This window comes from Stenotrophomonas sp. STEN035 (assembly GCF_056759935.1).
On the sequence record NZ_JBRRDY010000040.1, the window covers coordinates 24,931 to 41,153 of the forward strand.

General features: G+C 62.6%; 12 protein-coding genes and 2 rRNA genes. 8 read left to right on the top strand and 6 right to left on the bottom strand.

All coding sequences use genetic code 11. The features are described from left to right. Nucleotides 1-408: 408 nt before the first annotated feature. Together ACVOLL_RS17790 and ACVOLL_RS17795 are read left to right on the top strand one after the other, a co-directional pair. Nucleotides 409-1,518: a catalase family peroxidase gene (locus tag ACVOLL_RS17790; protein WP_481514095.1), complete on the top strand. Its 1,110-nt coding sequence runs from the start codon at nt 409-411 to the stop codon at nt 1,516-1,518. Further along, a complete protein-coding gene (locus ACVOLL_RS17795; RefSeq protein ID WP_481514096.1) occupies nt 1,515-2,045 on the top strand; it encodes a cytochrome b in 531 nt (176 codons plus the stop codon). Before ACVOLL_RS17790 ends, ACVOLL_RS17795 begins: the two co-directional genes overlap by 4 nt. Nucleotides 2,046-2,212: 167 nt before the next feature. Here ACVOLL_RS17795 and ACVOLL_RS17800 read toward each other — a convergent pair whose 3' ends face one another. From ACVOLL_RS17800 to ACVOLL_RS17815, 4 genes are read right to left on the bottom strand one after another with little or no spacing between them, the layout of a single operon-like run. Next, nucleotides 2,213-2,815 (bottom strand): response regulator transcription factor, encoded by a 603-nt coding sequence (locus ACVOLL_RS17800; protein ID WP_481514097.1) that lies wholly within the window; start codon nt 2,813-2,815, stop codon nt 2,213-2,215. Continuing rightward, on the bottom strand, nt 2,812-4,017 hold the full coding sequence (locus tag ACVOLL_RS17805; RefSeq protein WP_481514098.1) for a sensor histidine kinase: 1,206 nt from the start codon (nt 4,015-4,017) through the stop codon (nt 2,812-2,814). Before ACVOLL_RS17805 ends, ACVOLL_RS17800 begins: the two co-directional genes overlap by 4 nt. A 35-nt stretch (nt 4,018-4,052) precedes the next feature. Then, nucleotides 4,053-4,832: an ABC transporter permease gene (locus ACVOLL_RS17810; RefSeq protein WP_481514099.1), complete on the bottom strand. Its 780-nt coding sequence runs from the start codon at nt 4,830-4,832 to the stop codon at nt 4,053-4,055. Further along, nucleotides 4,832-5,752 (bottom strand): ABC transporter ATP-binding protein, encoded by a 921-nt coding sequence (locus tag ACVOLL_RS17815; protein WP_481514100.1) that lies wholly within the window; start codon nt 5,750-5,752, stop codon nt 4,832-4,834. The genes ACVOLL_RS17810 and ACVOLL_RS17815 overlap by 1 nt, the downstream gene beginning before the upstream one ends. A gap of 211 nt (nt 5,753-5,963) precedes the next feature. Here ACVOLL_RS17815 and ACVOLL_RS17820 point away from each other — a divergent pair, with 211 nt between their 5' ends. The 6 genes from ACVOLL_RS17820 to ACVOLL_RS17845 all read left to right on the top strand — a co-directional run bounded on the left by ACVOLL_RS17820 (nt 5,964) and on the right by ACVOLL_RS17845 (nt 15,466). Then, nucleotides 5,964-7,214 (top strand): efflux RND transporter periplasmic adaptor subunit, encoded by a 1,251-nt coding sequence (locus tag ACVOLL_RS17820; RefSeq protein WP_481514101.1) that lies wholly within the window; start codon nt 5,964-5,966, stop codon nt 7,212-7,214. Nucleotides 7,215-7,713: 499 nt separating this feature from the next. Further along, nucleotides 7,714-8,400: an ABC transporter ATP-binding protein gene (locus ACVOLL_RS17825; RefSeq protein ID WP_481508318.1), complete on the top strand. Its 687-nt coding sequence runs from the start codon at nt 7,714-7,716 to the stop codon at nt 8,398-8,400. Between the two features lie 11 nt (nt 8,401-8,411). Beyond that, nucleotides 8,412-9,572, top strand: coding sequence for an ABC transporter permease (locus ACVOLL_RS17830; RefSeq protein ID WP_481514102.1), 1,161 nt, complete (start codon nt 8,412-8,414; stop codon nt 9,570-9,572). Nucleotides 9,573-9,582: 10 nt separating this feature from the next. Further along, on the top strand, nt 9,583-10,890 hold the full coding sequence (locus tag ACVOLL_RS17835; protein ID WP_481514103.1) for an ABC transporter permease: 1,308 nt from the start codon (nt 9,583-9,585) through the stop codon (nt 10,888-10,890). A gap of 238 nt (nt 10,891-11,128) precedes the next feature. After that, nucleotides 11,129-13,981: a TonB-dependent receptor plug domain-containing protein gene (locus tag ACVOLL_RS17840; protein ID WP_481514104.1), complete on the top strand. Its 2,853-nt coding sequence runs from the start codon at nt 11,129-11,131 to the stop codon at nt 13,979-13,981. Nucleotides 13,982-14,389: 408 nt separating this feature from the next. Further along, on the top strand, nt 14,390-15,466 hold the full coding sequence (locus tag ACVOLL_RS17845; RefSeq protein ID WP_481514105.1) for an alpha/beta fold hydrolase: 1,077 nt from the start codon (nt 14,390-14,392) through the stop codon (nt 15,464-15,466). A gap of 350 nt (nt 15,467-15,816) precedes the next feature. Here ACVOLL_RS17845 and rrf (ACVOLL_RS17850) read toward each other — a convergent pair. Further along, nucleotides 15,817-15,931, bottom strand: a 5S ribosomal RNA gene (rrf, locus tag ACVOLL_RS17850). 185 nt (nt 15,932-16,116) lie between these two features. Continuing rightward, nucleotides 16,117-16,223: ribosomal RNA gene (gene rrf / locus ACVOLL_RS17855) — 5S ribosomal RNA — on the bottom strand; the annotation flags it as partial.

Genomic DNA, 16,223 nt, shown 5'->3' on the forward strand with positions numbered 1-16,223 from the left:
CCCTCCCTTACACGCAACGTAGGGAAGGGGTGCTTTGGCTTTGGCTTTGGCTTTGGCTTTGGCTTTGGCTTTGGCTTTGGCTTTGGCTTTGGCCTTGGCTGTTGCTTTGGCTTCAGCCGTTGCCTTAGCCCTTCTCCCGCCTGCGGGAGAAGGGTTGGGATGAGGTGAGCTTTGGCATTGGCTTCGGATTTCTATTTACATGCGCGCCGCGGTCCATGCGAGCAAAGCCAGCAGCCAAAGCAACAGCAACAACGCAAAAGCTCACCCCTCCCCAACCCTCCCCTGCACTGCGTGCAAGGGAGGGAGCAAAGCACAAAGCAGGGAGCAAAGCGCAAAGCTGGCCCTCCGCAGCCACTTCTGCCACCGTATAGCGGCACCACGCTCCCGTCGGTCAAGACTGGTATCGCAATGCCCCTATTCAAATTCACCCGCCACGGCGGGCAAGCACGCGGCAGCCAGCCGCACTCCCCCCTGCCCTGGATCGCATTGATCGCGCTGATCCTCGGCGCAGTAGCGCTCGGCTTTGCCTGGCTCGCAGGTTGGATCGGTCGCGATCGGCTGACTGCGCAGAACCTCACCAACGCCATCGAAGCCACCGGCGCCAACCACCCCGGCTTTCGTCGCGCCCACAGCAAGGGCGTTTGCGTAAGCGGCTGGTTCGAACCCAGCGCTCAGGCGTCACAGCTATCGCATGCCCGTATGTTCGAACAGCAACGCGTGCCGGTGCTCGGCCGCCTGTCGATAGGCGGCGGCAACCCGCATGGCGCCGACAACAGCGCGCGCGTGCGCAGCATCGCCGTGCAGCTGAGCAGCGACGACGGCCAGCAATGGCGCATGGCCATGAACAGCTTCCCGTTCCTCGCCGTGGCCACACCGGAAGCCTTCTACGAGCAGACCCGCGCACAGATTCCAGATCCCACCACCGGCAAGCCGGACCCGGCCAAGCTGGCCGCGATCCAGGAAAAGTACCCCAGCGCCCGCGCCTTCACCCAGTGGGCCAAGACCGCGCCGTGGACCGACAGCTGGGCCAGCACCGAGTTCAACAGCGTCAACAGCTTCTGGTTCACCAACGCACAGGGGCAACGCCGTGCAGTGCGTTGGCGCTGGCAGCCACAGGCCACGCCGCGCGAACTGGATGCTGCAAGCCGCGAACAGGCCGGTGTGGATTTCCTCAGCCAGGATCTGCAACACCGGCTCGCACAAGGCCCGGTTCGCTGGAACCTGGTGGTGACCCTGGCCAGTTCACAGGATGCGATCAATGACCCGTCGGTGCCATGGTCGGCCGAGCGCGAACAAGTGGTCGCCGGCGTCCTCAACATCGACCAGATGCAGCCGCAGGAACAAGGCAGCTGCAATGACCTCAACTTCGATCCGCTTATCCTGCCGGACGGTGTCGAAGGCAGCGACGACCCCATCCTGGCCGCCCGTTCGGCGGTGTACTCGCAATCCTTCAATCGCCGCGAGCGCGAGCGCGCCACCGGCGAAGCCGCACGCGACAACGCACAGGTGCAGCCATGAGCAGCAACGGACACTTCAACCTGCTGGCGCGCGTGCTGCACTGGAGCATGGCGCTGCTGATCCTGGCGATGCTGTTCATTGGCGTGACCATGGTTGCCTCGGTGCACCTGCGCCCCGACCTGATCACCCTGCACCGTCCGCTCGGCATCCTGATCTTCGTACTGGTCTTGTTGCGCCTGTACAACCGCCTGCGCCATCGGCCACCGCCGCTACCCGCCGACCTGCCGGCATGGCAGGCATGGGCTGCCACCGCCTCGCACTGGCTGTTGTATGCGTTGATGTTGGCGATGCCATTGATCGGCTGGGCGATGTTGTCGGCGGGCGGCTATCCCATCGTGCTGTGGGGCGGCATGCAGCTGCCGGCCATCGTGCCGCACACGCCATCGCTGTATGCGCTGCTGCGCAATGCACACAGCCTGCTCGCCTACCTGCTGTTCGCCACGGTGCTGGCGCATGTAGGCGCGGCCCTGTTCCATGCCTGGGTACGTCGTGATGGCGTGTTCCAGGCGATGGCGCGCGGAAAGTAGCAACGCAGGAGCGGTGGTAGTGCCGAGCCATGCTCGGCAGAAGCGTCACCAGCGATGCCGACTTGTCTGCAGGAGCAGCGTGAGCCGCGAAGCTGGCAATCTGTGAAGAGCTGAAAAGCTCTCCCCCTCCCCAACCCTCCCCTCCGCCTACGGCGCAAGGGAGGGAGCTACAACCAGCCCTTCTGCCGCGCCACCCGATACGCCTCAATCCGGTTGGCCACGCCCAGCTTGCCGATGCATTCGGAAAGGTAATTGCGCACGGTGCCATGCGACAGTCCGAGCTGCTCGGCAATCTCGTTGGCCGAGCGCCCATCACCAGCCAAACGCAGCACCTGCCGCTCGCGGTCATTGAGTGGATCGGCCTCCGACCATGCTTCCACCGCCAGCTGCGGATCAATCGCGCGACCGCCGCGATGTACCTGACGCAAGGCATCGGCCAGTTTTTCGGCTGGCGCATCTTTCAATAGATACCCCTGCACGCCGGCGTCCAACGCCCGACGGAGAAATCCGCTACGGGCGAACGTAGTAACGATCACCACCTTGATCGGTAACTGATGACGTTGCACGCGCTGCGCAAGTTCCAGCCCGGTCAGCAGTGGCATTTCAATATCGGTGACCAGCACATCCGGCTTCAGGCGCTGCAGTTCGCGCCACGCGATCTCACCGTCGGCGGCGGTACCGATCACTTCGATATCCGATTCCAGGTTGAGCAGTGCCGACAGCGCACCGCGTACCATCGCCTGGTCCTCGGCAAGCAGGATGCGAATCATGCGCGCGCCTCCTGTGCAGGCACGCTTCGTGCTTCGGCCTGCGGCGCGCCGGTGGCCAACGCCGATTGCCGGCTCTGCGCCTGCACTGGAATACGGATCTTCAAGCGTGTGCCCTGGCCCTTCGGCGACTCGATCTGCAGTTCACCGCCCAATGCCAAGACCCGCTCGCGCATTCCAGCCAAACCATTGCCATTGGCCGCAACGCCGCCGCAACCGTCGTCCACTACTTCCATCTGCACCGCCTCAGGCGAAACGTCGATGCTGATCAGCGCCTCATTGGCCTGGGCATGGCGAGCGATATTGGTCGCGGCCTCGCGCAACACCATCGACAAGCCAGCCTCGATCCACGCCGGCATTGCGGGCGGCGGTGAATAGCGCAGGTGCACGCGCGAGGACTCCAGCAATAGATGGGCCGAAGCCAACTCGGCAGCAAGGTCGGCAGCACGAAAACCAGTAACCGCACTGCGTACCTGGGCAAGTGCATCGCGCGCGATCTGCTCGGCCTCGGCCAGCTCACGCTGCGAACGCTGCGGGTCGCGCTCGAACAGCTTGCGTGACAATTCCATTTTCAGCGTGATCAACGACAGCGTGTGCCCGAGCAGATCGTGCAGATCACGGCCGATGCGCTCGCGCTCGGCAGTCGCGGCCAGGCGTCGCACTTCTTCATGCGAAAGTCGCAGCGCGGCATCCTTCTCGCTGCTGGTGCGCTCGACGTTGACGATCAATCCAATGATGACCGTCAGCGCAGGAATCCAAGCCACCACCTGCCACGGATAGCCTATCCACCATGCCAACGAGACGAAGGCGATATTCAACAAAACGAGTTCCAGCAGGTAGTGCCGCACGCTGATGCAGCGGTTGGTCCGCAGCATCACGCAGCCGAACACGAAGTAGTTCATGCCGGAGGGATAGATCGGCAGCAAGGCCATCGACAGCACGATCATCGCCAACGCGAAGATCGGTGCGTACCGCCGCGCGCTTATCAAGGTCATCAAGTAGAACGCGATGAACAGCGGAAACGACCACAGCGTTATCAGCGCCCAACCCAGGGTGTAGCCCGCACCAAACATCGGCGTGATGAATACCCATACCGTCCACAGCAGGTGCACGGCATCCACCCACGGCCATTTGCCGAGCTTGATGTTGTCGGCCACCACCGAATCCGGTGCTGGCTTCAACCATTCAGGGCGCTGCAATCCCATCGGCGTTCATCCTGTGCAATGCGGCAATGATGCCATCAGCCGTGGCGGCGCAGACGCCAGCCTGCCACCGCCGTGATGGCGACCGTGAATACGAGCAGCCACAGCACGTGCGGCCAGGCGCTGCCCACCTCGAAGTCCAATGCACCCTGCGCCAACATGTTCAGATGATGACTCGGCCAGATCACTGCCAGGTCACGCAACAGCGGCGGCAGCACCTTCAACGGAAACCACAGGCCCGACAACACCGCCATCGCCAGGTAGACCAGGTTGATCACCGCGGCCGCACCATTGCCCTTGGCCAGCGTACCCAGCAACAGGCCCAGTGCGCAGAACGGCAAGGTGCCCAGGGTTGCCACCGCAGTCAGCCGCAGCATCTGCGAAGCATTGAGCTGCACCCCGGCCACCGTGATGGCCAACAGCTGCAGGATCACCACGATGGCCAGCGCGGTCAGCATCGCCATCACCATCTTGCCGAGCAGATAGGCCAGCGGCGGCATCGGCATCGCGCGCTTGAGGGTGAGCAGGCCATTGTCACGTTCCAGTGCCAGCGCGATGCCAAAGCCGAACAGGCCCGGCGCCATCACCCCGAAGGTGACATAGCTGCCGAGCAGGAAGCGGGCGGCCTGGGCCGGCTGCGTGTGGCCGAGCAGCACCGCGAACAGCAGATAGAACACCGCCGGAAACAGCAGGGTCGGCAGCACGAAGCCCGGGTAGCGCAGATAGCGCAGGCATTCGGCACGGCTCTCCTGCAGATAGGCACCCAGCACTTGGCGGGACGACATCACAGGCAGCATCGGTTCGTATTGGGCGTTCATCAGGCTGCCTCGCGTTGTGTCTGTGCAGCATCTGCAGCGGTCAGATCGGTGAAGGCTTCGCCCAGGCCAGCCGGCTGCACCTCCAGTCCGGATAGCGCAGGGTCTGCCTGCAATAGTTGCCGCACCACGCTTTCGACGCGGTCGCTGCGCAGCTGCAGGTAGTCACCGTCCCGGCTGATCTGCACCACCCCCGGCCAGGACGCCAGCACCGCCGCATCCAAGGTGCTGACGCAGCGGATGCTGCGATGGATGACCCGTGCGCGCAGTGCATCCACGCTGCCATCGCTGACGATGCGTCCGCGCAACAGCACGCAGACACGATCGGCCAGGCGCTCGGCTTCCTCCAGATAATGGGTAGTCAGCACCACCGCGGTGCCTTCAGTGACCAATGCCCGCACTGTCGCCCACAACTGCTGCCGCGCCGGCATATCCAGACCAACCGTAGGTTCGTCCAGGAACAGCAGCCTTGGCCGCCCACATACGGCCAAGGCGAACTGCACGCGTCGCTGCTGACCACCGGACAACTTGCCGTAGCGACGCTTCAGCAGGTCCTGTATGCCGGCCAATGCAGCGGTTTCGTCGAGACTTCGAGGGACCGGGTAATAGCTGGCCGACAGCTGGATCAGCTCGGCCACATTCAAGGTTTCCGGCAGCGCGGCGCTCTGCAGCATCACCCCGATGCCACGCCGCGCCGCCAGCTGCTGCGGATCAAGGCCGAACAGCTGCACCCGGCCGGAATCGGCGCGCAGCAGGCCCAGCAGCAGACTGATGGCGGTGGTCTTGCCTGCGCCATTTGGGCCAAGCAGCGCCAGCACCTGCCCGGCCCGCAGCTCCAGATCAACGCCATCCAGGGCCCGCACTGCACCGTAGTGCTTGTGCACGCCTTGCAGGCTCGCCAGTACTTCACCGTGTGCCGCCATTGCCGCCGCCTTCTTCGGGGAATGCTGCAACCTTAGGTCGCCGATGTCTGCGTCCCCAGTGAATTCGATCAGGCAAAGCACATGACAGCCGTCACCTGCGCGGCGGGCACATCGGCACCTATGATTCGCTCATTCCGTCCCGTCACTGCCGGCCGCAGCGAATTGCGCTAAGTTGCTGTCACATTCCCCCTCTCACGCCGTCCTGCTACCCATGAATGCATCTGCTGAACTGCTGAAGGAACTCCGCATCGACCGCTCGGCCCCGCCACCGCGTGGCCCTGCGCCCTCGCGCCGCTGGTTGTGGATCGTGATCGGGCTGGTAGTGGCACTGCTGCTGGTATTGGGCATTGGTGCCTTGTTCGGCGGTAAAAAGCCCGTGACCGTGCAGACCGCACCGGTAGTGTCGATGAACCAGGCCGGTGCCGGCAACAGCTCGGTGCTGGACGCCAGCGGCTACGTGGTTGCCCGACGCATGGCGACGGTGTCGGCCAAGATCACCGGCAAGGTGCGCGAGGTGATGATCGAGGAAGGCATGCGAGTCGAAGAAGGCCAGGTGATGGCCACGCTGGACCCGATCGACGCCAACGCGCAGCGCAGCCTCAACGCCGCCCAGCTCGACGCCGCCCGCAGCCAGAGCGAAGGCCTGCAGGCGCAGCTGCGCCAGGCCGAAGCCGAAGCGGGCCGCCTGCAGTCGCTGGTAGGCCAGCAGCTGGTCTCGCGTTCGCAGTACGACCAGGCCGTGGCCGCACGCGACAGCCTGCGCGCGCAGCTGGCAACTTCACGCCACAACAGCAAGGTCGCCCAGGACGCGCTGGCCATCGCCGACCTTGGCGTGGACAACAACGTGGTACGCGCACCGTTCTCCGGCGTGGTCACAGCCAAGGCTGCACAGCCGGGCGAAATCGTCTCGCCGCTGTCGGCCGGTGGTGGCTTCACCCGTACCGGCATCGGCACCATCGTCGATATGGAATCACTGGAAGTGGAAGTGGAAGTAGGCGAAGCCTTCATCGGACGCGTACAGCCGAAGATGCCGGTGGAAATCGTGCTGAATGCCTATCCGGACTGGAAGATCCCAGGCCACGTGATCGCCATCATTCCCACCGCTGATCGCGGCAAGGCCACGGTGAAGGTACGCGTGGCCCTGGAAGCCAAAGACCCTCGCATCGTGCCGGAGATGGGCGTGCGCGTGAGCTTCCTTGAAAAAGCCGCTGCCGCTGGCGCCGAGGCACCCAAGGGCGTGCGCGTACCCGCTGCCGCCATCGTCGAGCGCGACGGCAAGCCGGTCGCCTTCGTGGTGCAGGCCGACGACAAGGTGAAACAGCAGGTGCTGGAAGTGGGCCAGGTTTTGGCCAAGGACAAACAGGTGCTGTCGGGATTGAGTGCCGGGCAGACGGTGGTGCTTAGTCCTGCGGCGGAGTTGAAGGATGGCGACAAGGTGGCATTGGAAGGCGCAGAGAAGTAAGTGCCGGCTTGTGATATTTGCTGCGCTGGTGCGAATCACTTGATGCATTGAAGTAGCGTTTCTGCTTTTGCTTTTGCTTCTACCCCCTCCCTTGCGCAAAGCGCAGGGGAGGGTTGGGGAGGGGGTGCTTTGGCTTTGGCTTTGGCTTTGGCTTGGAAAGCCACATGAAGCAGAGCTACTGCAGAGACCCAAAGCAAAGCAAAAGCTGCCCTCACCCCTACCCCTCTCCCGCTGGCGGGAGAGGGGAAAGCAACGGCAACGGCTGGAGCTGGAGCTGGAGCAAAGACAAGAGCCATAGCTAAAGCTAGAGCTAGAGCTAGAGCTAGAGCCAAAACCAAAACCAAAACCAAAGCCAAAGCACCCCCTCCCTAACCCTCCCCTTGCCTTCGGCAAAGGGAGGGGACCAGAAGCAAAGCGAAGCATTCGAACGTCCGGCATCAAACTTTCGACATTCGACATCCAACATCAAACACCACCGCGTCACTGCTGAGGATCATCCATGAGCACCCTCGTCTCCCTGCGCAATATCACCAAGACCTACCAGCGTGGCCCGGAAAAAGTGCAGGTCCTGCACGGCATCAACCTCGATATCGACCGCGGCGACTTCGTCGCGTTGATGGGTCCGTCCGGTTCCGGCAAGACCACCCTGCTCAACCTGATCGGCGGCCTGGATACCCCCAGCGGTGGCGAGATCAATATCGAAGACCAGCGCATCGACCAGCTCAGCGCCGGCCAGCTTTCCACCTGGCGCAGCCACCACGTTGGCTTCGTATTCCAGTTCTACAACCTGATGCCCATGCTCAGTGCGCAGAAGAACGTCGAACTGCCGCTGCTGCTGACCAACCTCAACGCAGCCGACCGCAAGCGCCGTGCGCAGATCGCACTGACCCTGGTCGGCCTCGCCGATCGTCGCGACCACCGTCCCAATGAGCTGTCCGGCGGCCAGCAGCAACGTGTGGCCATCGCTCGCGCCATCGTCTCCGACCCCACCTTCCTGATCTGCGACGAGCCCACCGGCGACCTCGACCGCCAGAGCGCGGAGGAAGTACTGGGCCTGCTGCAGTTGCTCAATCGCGAACACGGCAAGACCATCATCATGGTCACCCATGATCCCAAGGCCGCCGAGTACGCCACCCACACCGTGCATCTGGACAAGGGCGAGCTGGTCGACGCCCCGGTGCACTGAGGAGCACGGCCATGAAGTACTTCTCATTGATCTGGGCGCAGCTGTTCCGCAGCCGCACACGTACTTTGTTCACTCTACTTTCCATCATCACGGCCTTCCTGTTGTTCGGCATGCTCGATTCGGTGCGCGTGGCCTTCGCCAGCGGTGGCAGTACCGTGGCCGGTGCCAACCGTCTGGTGGTGGCCTCGCGTCTGTCCATCACCCAATCACTGCCGATCCGGCTGGAGTCACAGATACGGCAGATTGAAGGTGTCGACGACGTCACCTACGCCATGTGGTTCGGTGGCATCTACCAGGACCAGAAGAATTTCTTCCCGAACTTCTCGGTCGCACCCAACTACTTTGACCTGATGACCGAGTTCGAGATCTCCAAGGAGCAGGTGGACGCTTTCCGCAACACGCGTACCGGTGCAATCGTTGGTGAATCGCTGGCCAAGCAGTTCGGCTGGAAGATCGGCGACACCATTCCGCTGCAGGCCACCATCTTCCCGCGTGGTGGCAGCAATGATTGGCCGTTGCAGCTGGTTGGTACCTTCAAGTCCAAGAACACCGCTACCGCTGCCAACGAAGAACGCCAGTTGATGATGAACTGGAAGTACTTCGATGAATCCAACGACTACATCAAGAACCAGGTCAGTTGGTATACGGTGCGACTGGACAACCCCGATCATGCCTCACGCGTGGCCCAGGCCATCGACGCGATCTCGGCCAACTCCGATCACGAAACCAAGAGCCAGACCGAGTCGGCTTTCCAGCAGGCCTTCATCAAGCAGTTCGCCGACATCGGCATGATCGTCACCTCGATCATGGGTGCGGTGTTCTTCACCCTGCTGCTGCTCACCGGCAATACCATGGCCCAAGCCGTGCGTGAGCGCGTACCGGAGCTCGCCACACTGAAAACGCTGGGTTTCAAGGACGGCACCATGCTGATGCTGGTGATGGTGGAGTCGATCGTGCTGGTCGGCCTCGGCGGTGCGATTGGCTTGGGGCTGGCCGCGCTGGTACTGCCGGTATTGGCACCGCAGACCATGGGCATGCTGCCGCCGCATGTGCCGGTACAGACCTGGATCGTGGGACTGGTGTTGATCGTGGTGATCGGGCTGGTAGTGGGCGTGCTGCCGGCACTGCGGGCCAAACGCCTGAAGATCGTCGACGCACTGGCCGGGCGCTGAGGACAACGACATGAAGAATTTTCTTTCGAATGCGCTGGTAATCGTACTGTTGGTGGTTGGCCTTGGGGTGTGGATCGCGCTGCCATGGATAGGTGTGGCAGTGCTCGCCGTGGCGATCGCGCTGTGGCTGCTGCTCACCCGCACCGGGCGCTTGGCACTGGCCGCAACCCGGATTGGTCTCGCCAGCCTGCCGCAGCGCTGGGGTTCCTCATCGGTGATCGTGATTGGTATTGCCGGCGTGGTCGGCGTGCTGGTGGCGATGCTTGCGATGGGCCAGGGCTTCCAGGCCACGCTGGAAAGCACCGGTGACGACAGCACCGCAATTGTCCTGCGCGGTGGCTCGCAGGCCGAGACCAACTCGGTGATCACCCGCGATCAGGTGCCCTTGCTGGAAACCCTTCCAGGCGTGAAGCGTGGCGAAGATGGCCGGCCATTGGTGTCCGCCGAAGTCTCGCAGGTAGTCAACCTCACCTCGCGCGGCGACGGCACCGATGTCAACGCACAGTTCCGTGGTGTCGGTGAGCAGGCCTGGGCAGTGCACGACAAGGTCAAGCTGGTCGAAGGCCGCAAGTTCGGTGCAGGTCTGCGCGAGATCGTCGCCGGCCGTGGTGCGCAGAAGCAGTTCCAGGGCCTGGAAGTCGGCAAGGAACTGATGCTGGGCAATCAAGCGTGGACGGTGGTTGGCATCTTTGAATCCGGCGATGCGCATGATTCGGAGTTGTGGACCGATGCGCAGACGCTGGCAACCACCTATAACCGCAGCGCCTGGCAGTCGATCAGCGTGCGCACCGAGGGCAAGCAGGGCTTTGAGGCCTTCAAGGCAGCCGTCGGCAGCGATCCGCGGCTCAAACTGGATGTGGAGACCACGGCCGAGTATTACAGCAAGCAGGGCGGTGGTTTGAACAAGCTGCTCAAGATACTGGGCACGGTGATCGGCGCGATCATGGCGGTCGGTGCGGTATTCGGCGCACTCAACACCATGTATGCCGCCGTCGCCACGCGTGCGCGGGAGATCGCAACGCTGCGTGCAATTGGTTTCCGCGGCGTGCCGGTGGTGACCGCGGTGATGCTGGAAACCATGCTGCTCGCACTGCTTGGCGGCCTGCTCGGTGGTGTAGTCGCCTGGTTGGCATTCAACAACTTCACCGTTTCAACCCTGGGCAACAACTTCAGCCAGGTAGTGTTCCAGTTCAAGGTCTCGCCACCGCTGTTGTGGAGCGGATTGAAGTGGGCATTGGGAATAGGCCTGGTTGGCGGCCTGTTCCCGGCATTGCGTGCGGCGCGTTTGCCGATCACCACCGCATTGCGCGAGACCTGATTCAACACGGCGTAGCTCGCCAGCTCAGCAACCCACCTGCCCTCGTGCAGGTGGGTTGGCGGAAAGTCTACCTTCACGCATCTATCCGTTTAGGTCATCATGCGCGCCCGCCCAAGTCCCGGCGGCCAGCGGAGCTGTGATGGCAGATGCTGTGTCCCTCCCCCAACGGTGATGCATCTGTGACGGCGCCCCACAAGGGCGCTTTTTTTGTAGTTGGTATAAAGGAAAACCGAAAGCGATGTATTTGAAGTCCACCCCGCTGTGCTCCGCGATCACCCTCGCGTTGCTCGGCAGCTGCAGCCTCACCGCGTTCGCACAGGACGCAAACGAAACCACCACCACGCTGGACCGTGTCGAGATCACCGGTTCGCGTATCCGCCAAGCCAGCGTTGAAACCGCACAGCCGGTCATCGCCTTGAGCCGTGCGGAAATCGAGAAGAAGGGCTACGTCAACGTCGCCGACATCCTGCAGGACGTCACCGCTGCCGGCGCACCGTCGCTGAGCCGCGCCTCTGCACTGTCCTCTGGCCGCGACTACGGCGGCATGTACGTCAGCCTGCGCAGCCTCGGCCCGGAACGCACCCTGGTGCTGATCGACGGCCGCCGCATGGGCGTCAGCGCCGGCGGTTTCTCCGATGTAGGTTCAATTCCCTCGGCCATCGTCGAACGCGTTGAAGTGCTGACCGACGGTGCTTCGGCACTGTACGGCTCGGACGCCATTGCCGGCGTGGTCAACGTCATCACCCGCAAGAACTTCGACGGCGGCAACGCCAGCGCCTATGTTGGCCAGTACGGTGAAGGCGACGGGCAGAAGCGCTCCTACAGCGCCAACTTCGGCAAGACTTTCGACCGTGGCTGGTTCAGCATTGGCGCGGAGAAGTCCGAGGAAGACCCGGTACTGGGTGGCACGCGTGAGTTCACCGCCTATCCCAACGGTCCCTACCACCCCGGTGACGGTCTCAATGGCACCACCGAGTGGGGCTCGGTCACCGTCGACGGCAAGACGCTCAGCGTCGGCCCGGGCGGCGATCCCTCCAACGCGGCCAACTTCAAACCGCGCGACCCGGCGACCTACGCCAACACCAAGACCAACATGACCCTGCTCTCGTCGCTGGAGCGCAAGTCGGCCTTCGCCAATGGTGGTTTCCAGATCACCGACGATCTGCGCGTTGTCGCCGACGTTCTGTATAGCGAGCGCGAGTCGGTCAAGCAACTTGCCGGTTACCCGTACTCGGTGTCGGCTGCGCAGGCAGCCAGCGGCGCACGTGCCGCACTCTCAGCCGATAGCGCGTTCAACCATTGGGGCAAGGACGTGCTGTTCTCGCGCCGCACCGAGGAATACCCACGTGCGACCAACAACGCGCTGACCACCAAGCGCGCCAGCGTTGGCCTGGAAGGCAGCTTCGAGACCGGTTCGCGGTTCTGGGATTGGAACGTGAGCTACATGTTCAACCGCAATGAAGGCGAGCGTCGCACCCTTCAGAGCATGTACCAACCCAACGTCAATCTGGCCGTCGGCCCGTCCTTCATCGATGCAGGCGGCGTGGCCCGTTGCGGCAACGTCGGCAACGTGATCGAAGGTTGCGTGCCGTGGAATCCGCTGGCACCGGCAGGCAGCAACACCCCCGGCTCGCTCAGCGACAAGGCGGTGCGCGACTACATCTTCACCCGCTTCAGCGACGAGATCCGCAGCACCACCAAGGTGGTCAGCGCCAACATCTCCGGCTCGCTGGCATCCTTGCCGGCCGGCGACATCATGGCCGCGATGGGTGTTGAACATCGCAGCGAAGAAGCCAGCTACACCCCGGACCTGATGGTGCAGAACGGCCAGATCGCCGGCACCAGCGGCGCACCGACGCGTGGTGATTACAAGCTGGACGAGGTCTACCTGGAAGTGCAGGTGCCACTGCTGGCTGACCTGCCATTCGTGCGTGAACTGTCGCTGGACCTAGCTGGCCGTTACTCGGACTACAACAACTTCGGCGGCACCACCAATGGCAAGTTCGGCCTGAAGTGGAAGCCGATCGACACCTTGCTGGTCCGTGCCACCTACGGCACCGGCTTCCGTGCACCTACCGTTGATGACCTGTACGGCGGCACCGTCACCACCCGTGACCGCGTCACCGATCCCTGCGATCGCTCCTTCGGTGCAGCCGCACGCAATGCCGAAGTGGCAGCACGCTGCACCGCTGCTGGCATGGGCGCAGGCTTCCGCCAGAAGACCGGCGACGGCGAACTGGCCACTACCTCCGGCGTACAGGCCGTCACCGACTTCACCTCCGGCTCCAACGCCGCGCTGAAGCCGGAAACCGCCAAGACCTGGACCGTCGGCCTGGTCTACAGCCCGGACTTCGTCAGCGGCCTGGACCTGAGCCTGGACTGGTGGAAGATCCGCATCGACAACGTCATCGTTGGTGAGTCGGCCACCGACATCCTCAACCAGTGCTATGTGCAGGGCATTGCCTCTGCCTGCGACCGCTTCACCCGCTACAGCTCCGGCACCAACAAGGGCCAGGTCAGCGGCATGAACCGTTCGTTGAACAACGCCGGCTACCAGGAAACCGCTGGCTACGACCTCGGCGTTCGCTACCGCCTGCCGGAAATGGCCTACGGCCAGCTGTCGCTGCGTTGGAACACCACGTACGTGGATTACCTGTCGCGCAAGAGTGACAACGTAGCCACCACCCCGGTCGAAGAATTCACCGGTTGGGAAGGCAACTTCCGCGTGCGCTCCAACCTGACGCTGGACTGGCAGAACGGTAACTTCGGCGCGAGCTGGACCACCCGTTACTACTCCAGCATGAAGGAAAAGTGCTCCTACGATCTGGACGGTGGCCCGGAGTGCAACATCCCGGACTTCCAGTCGCCGTACACGGACATGCAGCCGAGCCGCAAGCTGGGCTCCAACACCTTCCACGACCTGCAGGTGCGTTATGCCCTGCCGTGGAACGGCACCGTGTCGCTGGGCCTCAACAACGTGTTCAAGCATGAAGGCCCGATCATGTACAGCCAGCCTAACAGCAGCTTCACCTACTACGGTGGCTTCGACATCGGTCGTTTCATGTACATGAAGTACCAGCAGCGCTTCTGATCCAGGTAACAACAGCGTCGGGTGCCGACAACAACGTCAAGCACCCGCAAAGCTGCGCTTGAAGCCCCTCTCCCGCGCGCGGGAGAGGGGTTGGGGTGAGGGCGGCTTTTCAAGCCCCACTATAGTCATGCTGCATTCGCCTCCCTACCGCGTTGCTCCGCCCACCCCAGAGACTGCGATTGCACAACTGTCTATCGCGGACCCAGCATCTGCTTCGCGGCTTACGCCGCTCCCACAAACAAGGGTGCTGGTCTGCCATAGCTCCCTTGGCTGGCTAGACTCCCAATCAGCAGCGGCACACCCAGCAACCCAAACACCACACAACGGTCATCTGCCTGTCATCGCCACGCGGTAGATGCAGCGCTGCATAGTGACTACCGTGGCAGGCTCCCCAAACCGGTTCCCGCCATGCTTCGTTCGCTGGCGCTGGCTGGCGTCTGCGTGATGCTGGCTGGCTTTGCCCTCTCCAATCCCGTTCCCCCGCTATCGCTCAGTGAGCGATTGGCGGCACCTGGCGGCACATCACCACTGGTCCCCACCGAGCGCATCGACGCCCTGCTCGCCCGCCTCCCGCATCAGCAAGGCAGCGTTACCGGCAGCGACGGCGTCGCCCTGCACTGGGTGTCATTCGAGCCAGGCGACTACCGGCTGGATTACCGCTATCTGGGCAAGGGCGAACGCTTTCCGGAGTTCTCGCTCGATGCCTCGGCACCCAACATCAAGAGCCATATTCAGCCACGCGGCACGGTGATCCTGCTGCATGGCTGGATGATGGATGGTGGTTCGCTGATGCCTTGGTCGCTCGAACTGGCTCAACAGGGCTACCGCACTATCGCCTTGGATCTGCGCAATCACGGTCGTTCCGGTCATGCCCTTTCCGGCTATGGCACCCGCGAAGGCGAAGATGTGGTCGCCGCATTGAAAGCTCTGAAGAGCGAAGGCCGGATCAGCGGCCCGGTGCATCTGCTCGGTGTCTCCTATGGCGCCGCTACCGCTATCTTCGCCGCACGCGAACTAGGCCCGCAGCTGCGCAGCGTCGTGGCGATGGAATCCTTCGACAATGCCGGCGAAGCAATCCGCACGATGGTGCCGCACATGCTGGCCAAGCCACCGGAACGCTGGAGCGACTATGTCGCCCTGCCGCTGGCACGTTGGCAATACGGTGGCCGTGGGTTGGATGAGGCTATTGCCACCACCGATCGCAAACTTGGCATCAATCTGGACAAAGTCGACGTTGGTCTGGCCTTGGCACACGTTCCAGCCTGCGTGCTTTTGATACATGGCCACGACGACGAACATATTCCGGTAGCACAGGGACGCGCGTTGGCCGCAGCGGCGCCGCGCGCGCATTATCTCGAGGTCGCAGCCGAAGATCATCTGAGCTTACCGATGCGCCTGGATCGACTATCGGGTGCAGTGAACACCTGGTTCGAGCAGGCCGATGACAATGGCCACTGTGCATCGACGGTAACAGCCAGCCTTTGAGCTTCCGACAGTTTTCGTGACGATTCACCAACAAAGCCCCGCGAAACCGTAGTGCCGAACCATGTTCGGCAGGGGCATTCCTCGTAGTTCCAGCAGTGCCCAACGCTTTGGCTTTGGCTGTGGCTTTGGCTGTGACCATTGCCCTGGCGGTTGCCTTAGCCCTTCTCCCGCCTGCGGGAGAAGGGTTGGGATGAGGGCAGCTTTTGGCTTCTGGCTTGGTTCAAGCCTTTCTGCGTCGTTGCTTCTACGAGCTTCGCGGCTTACGCCGCTCCCACAAAAAAAGAAGGTTTGCCGCGGTTTCGCGCAAAGAAAAACCCCGCTGCTTTTGGCAGCGGGGTTTTAGGTTTAAATCCTGACGATGACCTACTCTCGCACAGCTTAGGCTGCACTACCATCGGCGCGGCTACGTTTCACTTCCGAGTTCGGGATGGGATCGGGTGGTTCCATAGCGCTAATTTCATCAGGAAGACGGTTTGAGCAGCGCGTTGCGCCGGCTCCAATGCGTTTCCTTGCGGAGGTAAGCCTGGCTGTAAAACACCTGGCTTACATAAAGTTCTTCGTGAAGTTGTTGAACTAACCCAGGCTCAAAAACACCTGGCTTACATAAAAAGACAAACCCCGCTGCGTGAGCAGCGGGGTTTTAGATAAAACCCTGACGATGACCTACTCTCGCACAGCTTAGGCTGCACTACCATCGGCGCGGCTACGTTTCACTTCCGAGTTCGGGATGGGATCGGGTGGTTCCATAGCGCTAATT

Coding starts and splice junctions, on each gene's coding strand:
- ACVOLL_RS17795 (WP_481514096.1), top strand. CDS start 1,515: ATGAGCAGCAACGGACACTTCAACCTGCTGGCGCGCGTGCTGCACTGG.
- ACVOLL_RS17840 (WP_481514104.1), top strand. CDS start 11,129: ATGTATTTGAAGTCCACCCCGCTGTGCTCCGCGATCACCCTCGCGTTG.
- ACVOLL_RS17825 (WP_481508318.1), top strand. CDS start 7,714: ATGAGCACCCTCGTCTCCCTGCGCAATATCACCAAGACCTACCAGCGT.
- ACVOLL_RS17845 (WP_481514105.1), top strand. CDS start 14,390: ATGCTTCGTTCGCTGGCGCTGGCTGGCGTCTGCGTGATGCTGGCTGGC.
- ACVOLL_RS17830 (WP_481514102.1), top strand. CDS start 8,412: ATGAAGTACTTCTCATTGATCTGGGCGCAGCTGTTCCGCAGCCGCACA.
- ACVOLL_RS17815 (WP_481514100.1), bottom strand. CDS start 5,752: ATGGCGGCACACGGTGAAGTACTGGCGAGCCTGCAAGGCGTGCACAAG.
- ACVOLL_RS17820 (WP_481514101.1), top strand. CDS start 5,964: ATGAATGCATCTGCTGAACTGCTGAAGGAACTCCGCATCGACCGCTCG.
- ACVOLL_RS17805 (WP_481514098.1), bottom strand. CDS start 4,017: ATGGGATTGCAGCGCCCTGAATGGTTGAAGCCAGCACCGGATTCGGTG.
- ACVOLL_RS17810 (WP_481514099.1), bottom strand. CDS start 4,832: ATGAACGCCCAATACGAACCGATGCTGCCTGTGATGTCGTCCCGCCAA.
- ACVOLL_RS17790 (WP_481514095.1), top strand. CDS start 409: ATGCCCCTATTCAAATTCACCCGCCACGGCGGGCAAGCACGCGGCAGC.
- ACVOLL_RS17835 (WP_481514103.1), top strand. CDS start 9,583: ATGAAGAATTTTCTTTCGAATGCGCTGGTAATCGTACTGTTGGTGGTT.
- ACVOLL_RS17800 (WP_481514097.1), bottom strand. CDS start 2,815: ATGATTCGCATCCTGCTTGCCGAGGACCAGGCGATGGTACGCGGTGCG.